Source organism: Stenotrophomonas sp. GD03877, from assembly GCF_029840555.1.
Taxonomy (GTDB): Bacteria; Pseudomonadota; Gammaproteobacteria; order Xanthomonadales; family Xanthomonadaceae; genus Stenotrophomonas; species Stenotrophomonas geniculata.
Genome location: NZ_JAOCCT010000040.1, coordinates 1 through 10,668, shown reverse-complemented (window position 1 = coordinate 10,668; position 10,668 = coordinate 1). Strand labels below are relative to the sequence as shown.

The 10,668-nt window shown below is 66.0% G+C and carries 9 protein-coding genes; all 9 read right to left on the bottom strand.

What is annotated here, in order from left to right; genetic code table 11:
* Nucleotides 1-49 precede the first annotated feature (49 nt).
* Entirely contained in the window at nt 50-757 is a 708-nt protein-coding gene (locus N5D20_RS21595) for a pilus assembly protein (protein WP_197579278.1), read from the bottom strand.
* 17 nt (nt 758-774) lie between these two features.
* Complete coding sequence (locus N5D20_RS21590; RefSeq protein ID WP_279915040.1) at nt 775-1,695, bottom strand: CfaE/CblD family pilus tip adhesin; 921 nt, start codon at nt 1,693-1,695, stop codon at nt 775-777.
* 206 nt (nt 1,696-1,901) lie between these two features.
* The gene (locus N5D20_RS21585; RefSeq protein WP_197579279.1) at nt 1,902-4,625 is read right to left on the bottom strand and encodes a TcfC E-set like domain-containing protein; all 2,724 of its coding nucleotides are present in this window, start codon (nt 4,623-4,625) and stop codon (nt 1,902-1,904) included.
* 51 nt (nt 4,626-4,676) lie between these two features.
* Nucleotides 4,677-5,183: a CS1 type fimbrial major subunit gene (locus N5D20_RS21580; protein ID WP_019338759.1), complete on the bottom strand. Its 507-nt coding sequence runs from the start codon at nt 5,181-5,183 to the stop codon at nt 4,677-4,679.
* 340 nt (nt 5,184-5,523) lie between these two features.
* Nucleotides 5,524-5,889 (bottom strand): NirD/YgiW/YdeI family stress tolerance protein, encoded by a 366-nt coding sequence (locus N5D20_RS21575; protein WP_026347019.1) that lies wholly within the window; start codon nt 5,887-5,889, stop codon nt 5,524-5,526.
* Nucleotides 5,890-6,329: 440 nt separating this feature from the next.
* On the bottom strand, nt 6,330-7,394 hold the full coding sequence (locus N5D20_RS21570) for a hypothetical protein (protein ID WP_197579280.1): 1,065 nt from the start codon (nt 7,392-7,394) through the stop codon (nt 6,330-6,332).
* Between the two features lie 291 nt (nt 7,395-7,685).
* Nucleotides 7,686-8,963: a citrate synthase gene (locus N5D20_RS21565; RefSeq protein ID WP_019338763.1), complete on the bottom strand. Its 1,278-nt coding sequence runs from the start codon at nt 8,961-8,963 to the stop codon at nt 7,686-7,688.
* Nucleotides 8,964-9,259: 296 nt separating this feature from the next.
* The gene (locus tag N5D20_RS21560) at nt 9,260-9,502 is read right to left on the bottom strand and encodes a type B 50S ribosomal protein L31 (protein ID WP_010484049.1); all 243 of its coding nucleotides are present in this window, start codon (nt 9,500-9,502) and stop codon (nt 9,260-9,262) included.
* Between the two features lie 88 nt (nt 9,503-9,590).
* Entirely contained in the window at nt 9,591-10,529 is a 939-nt protein-coding gene (locus N5D20_RS21555; protein ID WP_043400344.1) for a nucleoside hydrolase, read from the bottom strand.
* Nucleotides 10,530-10,668 lie beyond the last annotated feature (139 nt).

The window sequence follows — 10,668 nt, the reverse complement described above, 5'->3', positions numbered from 1 at the left end:
ACAGGAACGTCAGAAAGAACCCACCAGCACCGCTGGCGGGGCTGGGGAATCAGCCGGCGCTGGGCGCCAGGGTCTGCACGTGCTCGCGATAGCCATCGCGAGTCAGGCGGTAACGCATCTGCAACGTGTGTCCCGGTTGCACGGGAAAAGGCAGTTCCAGCGCGCTGCCCGGGTAGAGGCTTCGCGACACGTCGTACGCGGTGCAGCGCGCGCCATCGCAGTCGGCAATGCTGGTGATGCCCACGCGCACCGTGCCGGTGTTGCGCAGACGATTGCCTTCCACCTGTACCGCCATGGCGGGCTGCGCAGGCAGCACATTGACCAGTGCGCCCCAGACCAGGCTGACGCCGATGTTGGCCTGTGCGCGCTCGCCCTCGCCTGGGCGTTCGATCCCTTCAGGGCCACGCACACCTTCAAAGTACACGCGGTAGGCGGTTTCCTTCTCGACCGGCTGCAGCGGAATCACCCGGATCAGGTGATTGCCGCCACCTGCCAGCGCGAACTTACCGGGGGTGATGGCGATGGCCGCTTCGCCGGGCTCGACCTCGACCTCCTGCTCATCCGCGCTGGCTGGATTGACGATGCGCTTGATCGAGGCCTGCACGTACTGCGGCTGGGTGGACTGCGAATAGATGCGGATCTGCGCACCCTTCTTTACGTCCACCGACGTGCGCATGGGGTGCACGGTGAGATTGGCGTGGGCAGGCATCGCCATCAGCAGCGACAAGGGAAGCAGGCAGCGAATGAAAGGCTTCATCGGGGGCTCCATGGGAATCAGGGCGTGACAGTGGGAACGCGCAGTTCCACCTTGAGGTCGCCGTCGTAGTAGCCGGGGCGTTTGCTGCTGACCGGCACGCGAGGGGTGTCCAGCGTCAATGGCGTGGGCACGCAGAACACCGGCTGCGTCATGCCGGGCAACAGCACCAAGCGCAGCTTTGCGGTATCGATGCCGTGCAGCAGCTGCTCCACGCCGTTGCGCAGCGGTATGGCGCTGCCGTTGTGATCGAGGGTGACGGTGTAGTCCACGCGCTGCGTGGCGTCGCTGCCGCCGTCGGTATGCCAGACCGAGTAGCCGGAAGGCCCCGGAGGACGCGGCCCGCTGTCGCGCACGGTGACGCCCAGGTACTGGCTCTGCGAGCCCAGTCCGTCGTACAGGCACATATCGAGTTGAGTCCGACCACCGACGGTCTGTGCCAGCGGGTCGTACTGCAGGTTCAGGCCGACGTGCGGGGTGACCTGGTCGAAGAGCGGGAAGTAGATGGAGACCGCGTTGTAGTCGGTGATGGTGAAGTCGAACACGAATATGTAGCGCGCGAGCGATCCTCCGGAGCCATCTCTCAGCGACAGCTCAAGATTTGCTTTCCAGCGGCCAGCAACGAGCTGACGGAGTTCAGCAGCTGGAATCCGGAGTGACAGAGCCGTGCCACTTGCGGGCGTAACGCAGGCTGCCGAGAACGTGGTCCAGAGAGGCCGCACATGAGGCTGCCAGTAGTCATTACATCCTCGCCCGGACTCAGCGCGGTCAAGCCATCCCTCCACATTCACTTCAGTTGGTAGTCCACTCCGTTGCTCAACGAATCGAAGGGGGACGCGACTCCTATACGAGCCGTTCTCACCGGTATCACTTACAGGACAGCTACCTGTCGCCGGATCCGAGTTGGATCTGCAAGTAAGATGTAGCTCGCCCAAGCCCATTTCGGGCCGTTTGCTATAGCCAAGTAGTGTTTTGGGGGCAAGCAATTCAACTTCGACGGGAAGTGCTGATCTGTCCCAGCGCTGGGCAATGTGCTGAACAATGTCTCCACTTGGCGGATCGGTCTCCGGCGGCTGCTGCGCCATCGCCTGCGGCGCCAGCACCACCAGCGCACACAGCACCGCCATCACCCACCACACCCGGCGGTTCACTGCGCACCTCCCGCGGCCGCGGTCTGCGGCGTGGCGGCAATCAACGCCTGCTCCTGCAGTAGCCGGGTCACCCGCGCCTGGTGGCGGATGTCGGCGGGTAGCTGGGCCACGGCCAGCGGTTCGCACTGCACGGCGCCCACCAGCATCACCACGCTGCGGCGCTCGCGCACCTGCAGCGGGCAGTGCAGCAGGCGGTCGTCCTGCAGCAGGTACAGGGTCTTTTCGCGTCGTGGAAAGTCGGCCACGAAGCCTCCATTGCTGCCGGTGCCCGGCACCGGCGCGTTGAGAATGCGGGCGCCGCGCAGCGGTGCACCGGCGATGTCGTGGGCGTTGCCGATGAAGGTGTAGGTCACTTCAATCGGCACCGGCATGCGCACCAGGCGCCCCGGCGAGAGGAACAGCGGGCGCGCCCCGCCCACACCGCTCACGCGCACGGCGGCGATGCTGTCCAGTGCGCTAGCGTCCTGCACTTCGGCGCGGTGCGATTGGTAGGCGGAAATCGGCAGCAGGCGGCGTTCGCCCAGCTTCAGCCGCTGCCGGCGCAGTCCACCCACCTGCAGTTCGGCGGCCACGCCGGTCAGGTCCAGATCGTCGGTGCCATCCACCTGCACCGCCAGCCCGGCATCGGCGCCCACGCCTGCGCCCCAGTACAGGCCGCGCGAGCCGATGGCCAGGCCGGAACTGTGCGTGGCGCTGTACGCCACCTCGTTGCCACCCTGGTGCTGATAGCGCGATACCGTAGCGCCGGTCTGGCCGATGCGGTTCTGCAGCTGCCCGCTCAGCGTGGCGCTGTAGCGTTCGTTGTTGTTGCCGCGTAGTTCGCCAGACACTTCGCGGTACTGGTCTTCGTATTCCTGGCGCAGGGTCTGGCCGGCGCTGTAGTTGACGTCCGGTCGTGCATGTTGCGGCTGGCGCACATCCAGGCCGTAACGCCGCTGCGAGCTACCGCGGTCACCGCGCTGCAGGCGGTTGAGGCTGACGTTGAAATAGATGCCGCGGTCACGACCATCGCGCAGGCCGCCGCCATTGGTCTGCTGCCATACGCCGATGCGGCTGGAGACACTGAACTCGCCCCAGCGCTGGCTGCGGCTGTAGCTGGCCTGCCAGGTGCGGCTGAGCTGCGGCACGCGCGTGGGCTGCGGAATCCACGGCGGCAACAGCGGGTCGAGCCCGGCCAGCGGGTCATCCCCCAGCCCTGGTTGCACGGTGCCTGCGCGCCATGTCTGGCGGCGGGTGTAGGCCACGTAGGCATTGCCGCCCGCCACTGGCAGCGCCATCGAGGCGCTGAGCGAGTCGGCACAGCCGAGCCGGTCGCGCGCGTCGTCCTCGAACTGGCAGGCACGGCCGCGCATGCGCTGGTGGTACACATTCCACGAGGCGCGGCGACGGTAGGACAGCTGGTGCTGCTGGCCACGGCTGCCGTCGCTGCCGTGCATGCCGCTGAAGGTGCCGCGGATCTCCTGGGTGGCGAACACATGGCGCAGGTCCAGCCGCAGTTCGCCATAGCTGAAGCCGCCGAGGTCGGCGACACCGGCCGTCACTGCCACGTTGCGCGACACCGGCACGCGCAGGCCGGCCATCGCTGCCAGCTCGTCGTTGAAACGGTCGCTGCGGCGCTCGTTACGGCGGCCGCCCTGCATGAACCACTGCACGCTGCTGTCGGTCCAGTCGCCGCCCTTGTCGAACGGCGCATCCTCGCTGCGCACCAGCACGCCGTCTTCGTAGATGCGCAGGGTGACGGTGTAGTTGCCCAGCGGGAACCGGCGCGTATCGAGCTGGTTGATGCCGGCCTGCAGGTAGAAGGTCTGCAGCAGGCGCTCGCCATCGAACGCGTCCACCCGTGCATCGCGTGCCAGCAGCACGGTGAGCGGCGTGGCTTGTACGGCGGCCGCCGAATCCACGTAGGCCTGCGTGGTGCCCAGGCGCAGGCCCTGGAAGCGGTCCATCGGCAGCATGCTGAAGCTGAACGTGCCGCCCTGCGGACTGCTCAGGTTGCGGCGGTCCATGCGCCCGGCCTGCAGGTAGTGCTGCTGCCCCAGGTCATGGCGGTAATAGGCGTTGTCCAGCTGGAAGTCGCGGTTGGCGTGGCCGCCGCGATAGTGCTGCTGGCTGAAGGTCCAATCGGCAGACAGGTGCCCGCGCTGCAACACGCCCAGCGCGCCCATGCCCTGCGCGGCCAGCGACTGGTAGCCGCGGCCGCCGCTGACGTTGAGCGTGTGCTGGTGCAGGAAGGCATTTTCGGCATTGGCGCTGACCTGGTGGTAGCGCTCGGCGGCCGGTTCGCCGGGAATCCATTGGCGGGCGACGAACAGGCGCACGGCGCCCTCGCCTTCGTCATACAGCGCGCGCACGGCGGTGGGCTCCTCGGGGGGATCGATGTAACCGCAACCGGCGCTGGCGCCGCCGTAACGGCAGGCCAGGTGGCTGTTGCGCGGCAGCGGCTGCGACAGCGCTGGCAACAACGCGGCCTGTGCCTCGGCGGGCAGCTGCAATGCCTGCAGCGCCTCGGCCGGGGCTTCCAGCTGCACGTGTTCCAGAGTCACGCGCACCGGCACCAGCCCGGTCGAGCGACCGAACAGGCGCACCTCAAGTTGTTCGGTCTGGCCTTCGACCAGATCCTCGAAACCGGCGGGAACGCCTCGCGCCGCGACCAGGGGCGTGGCCAACGACAGGGCGAGCGCGACCGCCAGCCGGGTGACGGCGGGTGCGGGAGATTTCATGGGGGTGTTACCGGAAGCGGCCGGCCCGGCATGCGGGCCGGCGCGGGCGCCTTACGGGCTGGTGGTCTTCTGCTGCATGGCGATGGTGACGATGCCTTCGTAGGTACCGCCCTTGGTGATCGGCGCCTGGTTGGTCTGCGCAATGCGCAGCGGCATCGGGATCGATGCGCCCGGCAGCGCGCCGTCGAACAGGTCGGAGGCGGTGAAGTCCTGTGCGGCCACGGTCAGCGCCTTGCCGTTGAGGCTGACGGTCAGTGGTACCGGGGCGCCGCTGCCATCGGTATTGAGCAGCTGCGGGGCGCTGCCGACGCGCACTTCGATGTCCTTGTCTTCGTCGTTGGAGTAGATGCGCACCTGCTGGGTCCAGGGCACCAGGCCGCTGACCGGGTTGTGGACCAGGTTCACGACGGAGTCCAGCGCGGTGCCATCGGCCTTCAGCAGGGCCAGGGTCGGGTCGACGTTGGCCCAGACCTTGATGTCGGCGTCGAACGCGTTGGCGGACAGCGAAACGGTGGCCAGCGCTGCAGCGAGCGTGGCCTTCTTCAGAATGGCGTGCATGTGTGTCTCTCTCGGACAGGGGGAATTTGAAAGCCCCCCTCCCCAAGGAGAAAGGGAGGGAGGCGCCGCCCGTGGAGGTGGTCACGGGCGACGAGAGAATGGTAGGTAGGCCTACCGCACGCAGGCCATGCAACAATTCCTAAATAGCTGGACGTTAAGAAGAATTCTTGAGGGCTTTCAATGTTTGAGGATTATGCAAATTTCCTCACGACTTGAATGCAAGAAACCTCATTGCGTTGCATTTGTGGCGTCGAGCGATACTCGACTGTCGCTTGAGGCGCACCGTGTGCGCATGAGTCGAGCACGGCTCGACGCTACGTGTAGAAATCGCGAACGACCTTCAATGCGCAGGCACCACGGCGACGTGCTCCACATCAATGTCGGTGGGCTTGAAGCGGTGCGTATCCACCTCACCGTGCAGCTCCACCACGGTGGTCGCGCTGACGGCCTGGTGGCTGGGCAGATCCTTGTCGTCGATTTCCACATCGATCTCGCCGGTGGCGTCCTTGAAGCGGTAGCGCTCGTGGCCGATCCTGGCCACCAGCGTGCCCCGCAGCACCACCGGCTGGTCGTCACGCTGAGCGCGCGCCTCGGCAACCGTGGTGACGGCATGGGTGGCGCCCGGGCCGGTGTACTGGGCAAAGGCCCCAGCGCTGAGCAGGCTCAACGTGGTGGCGATGAGCGCAAGGGTGAGTCGTCGGTTCATGGTGTTGTCCATGCAGGGATAAATGCCCACAGCTTCCCTCGCCTCGATAGTGACGCCCATGCAATAACTCCGAAAAGATGTGAAAACGACATCCGACGTCAGAAACCATTCATCGCGGACCCGACGCCTCTTTCAGCATCAATTCCGAGCGCATTTTCTGCGGCCTTCCGGCGTGTGCTGGGATGTTCGCCGAGCCGGTACGCGGAGTCGTAGTTCAGCTGCCGCGTCTTGCTTTTGTAGCGTCGAGCAGGACTCGACGCTGCAGACACATGCTCACGCACGACGGGATGGCATCAGGCCGCCTTACGGCGGCCTGACGGGTCCCACTCAACGATGCAATCTCAGAAGAAGATTGCGTACAGGATCAGCAGCGGAATCGGCACGCCCAACAGCCAGAGCAGAATCATTTTCATGGCAGGTCTCCTTGCATGGAATGCGGGTTACAGGTCGCGGCGGCGGCCGCCCCAGGTGGCGCTGAGGCTGGCGAAGAACGCGCCAATCAGCAGGGTGATGAACAGCCACAGCGCGGCATACGCTGCGGCCTTGCGGGCATCGTCGGCCGCCTGCTTGGCGGTGGTCTTGGCTTTCTCCAGCGCGGCACGCATGCGCGTCTGCACATCGGTCACACGGGCCTGCGCTTCGGCCTGGCTCATGCCGGTTTCGCGCGCGATGAGCTGCGACAGGTACTGGGTGTCGGCCGGGTCGAGGCCATCGCCCTGCAGGCTGTTGACGATGATGCGGTTCACTTCGGCGCGCAGTTCGCGACGGTCGCCGGCCGGTGCACGGCCCGGCATCGGGCGCGGCTGCGCCATGCCGGCCTCGCGCGGGCCCCCATTCGGTGCCGGCGGCGGAGCCGCGTTCGGATCCGACGGCGCGCCCGGCGGTGGCGGCGCCGCGGGATCGGCAGCACCGGCGTTGGTGGCATTGCGGAACAGGGAATCCACCCAATAGTTGAGGTCGCCTTCCGGTGCGGCCGCGGCGGCGCTACCGGCACCTGCGGCGGCAACGCCGGCCGTGGATGCGGCAGCGCCTGCAGTGGCACCCGCCACCTTCGCGCCCGTGCCGAGCACGCCGCCGATGGCCGAGGTCAGCAGGCCCGCAGTCAGCAGCGTGGCCACCGCCCACGACACGAAGCCGTGCGCGGTATCGCGGAAATAGGTTTCATCGCCATGGATCTGCGTCCACTTGGTGCGCAGGCGCCCGGCCAGGTAGCCGCCCAGGCCGGAAGCGGCCAGTGCGGTGAAGGTAAGCCAGGCGATGCTGGACCAGCCGAAGGTTTCCTTGCTGACGCCTTCGAACGACCACGGCGACACCGAGGAGAGGCCAAGGCCGACACCGAGGATGAGCAGGATGAGGGAGAGTGCGGCGGCAGCGGCGGCACCTGCGAAGATGGCGCCCCAGGAAACGGCGCTTTCGCTGGGAGGGGCGACGATGGGGGCGGTGACGACAGTGGCGACGTCGGGACCAAGCGGGCCGCGCTCGGGTGGGTCGAATCGGGTACTCATCGGGATGGACGCTCCATTTCAAGTGCTGCGGATGCAGCTGGCGTCCTGAGGCTGCGCGAGCGGTCGTGAAGCTGGCGAGACCCTTGAATCACGCGGTCTTTGCGCGATGAAGCGCGTGCCAACCAAGGTTGGCACCTACCGAAGGCGGATGCGGTGGTAGATCCACGCCATGCGTGGATGGTTTTTCGCGGGCGCCGAAATCGTGCGGACCAACGGTCCGCACCTACCAGGTCCGCGCAAAAAAAACGCCCCGCGGATGCGGGGCGTTCTCAGCACAACCTACGCGGGCGATCAGCCCTGGTAGTCGCGCACGTCGCTGCCGGTGTAGACCTGGCGCGGACGGCCGATCTTCATTTCCGGATCAACCTGCTGTTCCAGCCAATGCGACACCCAGCCGGAGGTACGGCCCAGGGCGAACATGACGGTGAACATCTCGGTCGGGATCTGCAGCGCCTTGTAGATGATGCCGCTGTAGAAATCGACGTTCGGGTACAGCTTGCGGGCGACGAAGTACTCGTCCTGCAGCGCGGCCTGTTCCAGCTTCACGGCCACGTCCAGCAGCGGATCCTGCACGCCCAGCTGCTTGAGCACCTTGCTGGTCATCTCGCCGATGACCTTGGCGCGCGGGTCGAAGTTCTTGTAGACGCGGTGGCCGAAGCCCATCAGGCGGAAGCCGGAGGTCTTGTCCTTGGCCTTGACCACGGCGGACTCGACGTTGTCGGCAGTGCCGATCTCTTCCAGCATCTTCAGCACGGCTTCGTTGGCACCGCCGTGGGCCGGACCCCACAGCGCGGTGACGCCAGCGGCGACCGACGCGTACGGGTTGGCACCGGTCGAACCGACCAGGCGCACGGTCGAGGTCGAGGCGTTCTGCTCGTGGTCGGCGTGCAGGATGAACAGCAGGTCCAGCGCCTTGACCACGTCCGGGTTCAGATCGTACTGGCCGTCAGCCGACTCGAAGGTCTGCTTCAGGAAGCGACTGACGTAGTCCAGCGAGGTGTCCGGCTTGTTGGCCGGCAGGCCCTTGCCGTGGCGGTAGATCAGCGCCGACAGGGTCGGCACCTTGGCGATCAGGCGCACGGCAGCCTGGCGGCGCTGTTCGGCGTCGGACAGGTCCAGCGAGGCGTGATAGATGCCCGACAGCTGCGCGATGGCGGCGGTCAGGATCGCCATCGGATGGGCATCCTTGGCGAAGCTGCCGATCAGGGTGTTGATCGAATCGTCGACGTTGGCTTCGGCAGCCAGCTCATCGGTGAAGGCCTTCAGCTGCTCGGCGCTCGGGCGCTCGCCGTTGATCAGCAGGTAGGCCACTTCGACGTAGCTCGACTTTTCCGACAGCTGTTCGATCGGGTAGCCGCGGTACAGCAGCACGCCCTTGTCGCCGTCGATGTAGGTGATGGCGGACTTGCAGCTGGCCGTCGCGGTGAAGCCGGAATCGTAGGTGAAATACCCCGTTTCCTTGGTCAGCTTCGCGATGTCGACGCAGTCGTTGCCAAGGGTGGGTTTGATGACGGGCAGAACGACCGACTTATCGCCGGCGTTGAGCGTGACCTGATCAAGATCGGACACTGTGTGCGCTCCTTCATGGGAAGGCGCCTGCCCAAGCGCATTGGTCAGGCACGTGAATGACGTCCTCGGCCTGTGCCGGGGATCAGGTCATTATCGCACAGCAGCATTTGCCCGGCGCTAGACAGAAGTCGTATACGACAGGCGGCCAGACGCCGGTCGTTGAGCGGCCCGGATCGGCAAAAGTGTTGTCACACGAACGCAGTGTTCCGTCCATCCAAACGCCCGTTGGGTTGGCGTTGGGGAAAAACAAACGGCCGCGCAGAGCGCGGCCGTCGGTTCGAAGCTGGATCGACAGATCAGCGCGCGTAGCGCTTCTGGAACTTGTCGATACGGCCCGAGGTGTCGATGACCTTGTGCTTGCCCGTGTAGAACGGGTGCGAAGCCGAGGAAATTTCAACCTTCACCAGCGGGTAGTCGTTGCCGTCTTCCCACTTGATGGTTTCCTTCGTCGCCATGGTCGAGCGGGTCAGGATCTTGAAATCGGAGGTGACGTCATGGAAGACGACGTCGCGGTAGTTCGGATGGATATCGGCCTTCATGGGCTCACACCGTAAATGGGCTGGTGGTCAAGAGCGGCATTATAAGCACCGGTTGCCGCTCGGGGCAACCGGTGCGGGTCAATCGGCTTCAGTCCGCGCCCAGGGCCTGGCGCACCAGGGCCTCGAAACGCTGCTGGTCGTAGGCCATCAGCAGATCGCAGTTGTCCGGCTGGCCGGTCTGGCGGTTCCAGTCGACGATGGTGGCACCGCGGCTGAACGTACCGTTCAGTTCCACGTTCAGCGGACGCGATTCCACCTGCAGCTGCCCTTCCGGGTTCAGCGCCCAGGCCATGGCCACCGCATCGGCGGTGTACCAGCGGCCGCCCTTGCTGTCTTCGGACAGGCCACGGGTCTTGCGCGAGATCAGCTCGTAGAAACGGGCGCGATCGGAATCGGCCTGCAGCCACTTCTCGGCGTCCTGCAGCGGCAGGCCGTGGGCGACGGTAGCCTCCCAGTCCGACACCAGCAGGTGCTTGAACGAAGTGAACACCACGTGCGCCGCTTCCGGGTCGAAGGCGATGTTGAATTCCGCCGCCGGGGTGATGTTGCCGTGGCAGGTGACCGCGCCGCCCATCACCACGATGCGCTTGATGCGCTGTGGCAGGGTCGGGTCCAGCTTCAGCGCCAACGCCAGGTTGGTCAGCGGGCCGAGCATCACCAGCATCAGTTCGCCGGCGTGCTCGTGCGACAGGCGCAGGATGGCCAGCGCGGCGTGCTCGGCTTCGGCCTGGCGGCTCGGCGGCGGCAGGTCCACGTCGCCGTAGCCGTCACGGCCATGCACGTGGGCAGCGTCAACGGAGGGATGCAGCAGCGGATCCGGGCTGCCGGCAAACACCGGCACGTCGGCGCGGCCGACGATGTCGCAGAGCTTGAGGGCGTTGCGGACGGTGTATTCGAGGCCGACATTGCCGGCGGCGATGGTCAGGGCGACCACGTCGTGCCGTTCATCGGCGAAGGCCATCAGCAGGGCCAGGGCGTCGTCCACACCGGGGTCGGTGTCGATCAACAGCGGGATCTTGTGGGTCATCGTTGCCGTCTTCAGATCGGCAACGAAGTGTGGACCGGGATGATGACCGTTGCAAGTACGGGGTGTTGGGGTTCGGCAGGGCTGCGCCCTGCACCCGCCGAGGCAACAGCAGAGGCAACATCAACAGCAACGGCAAAAG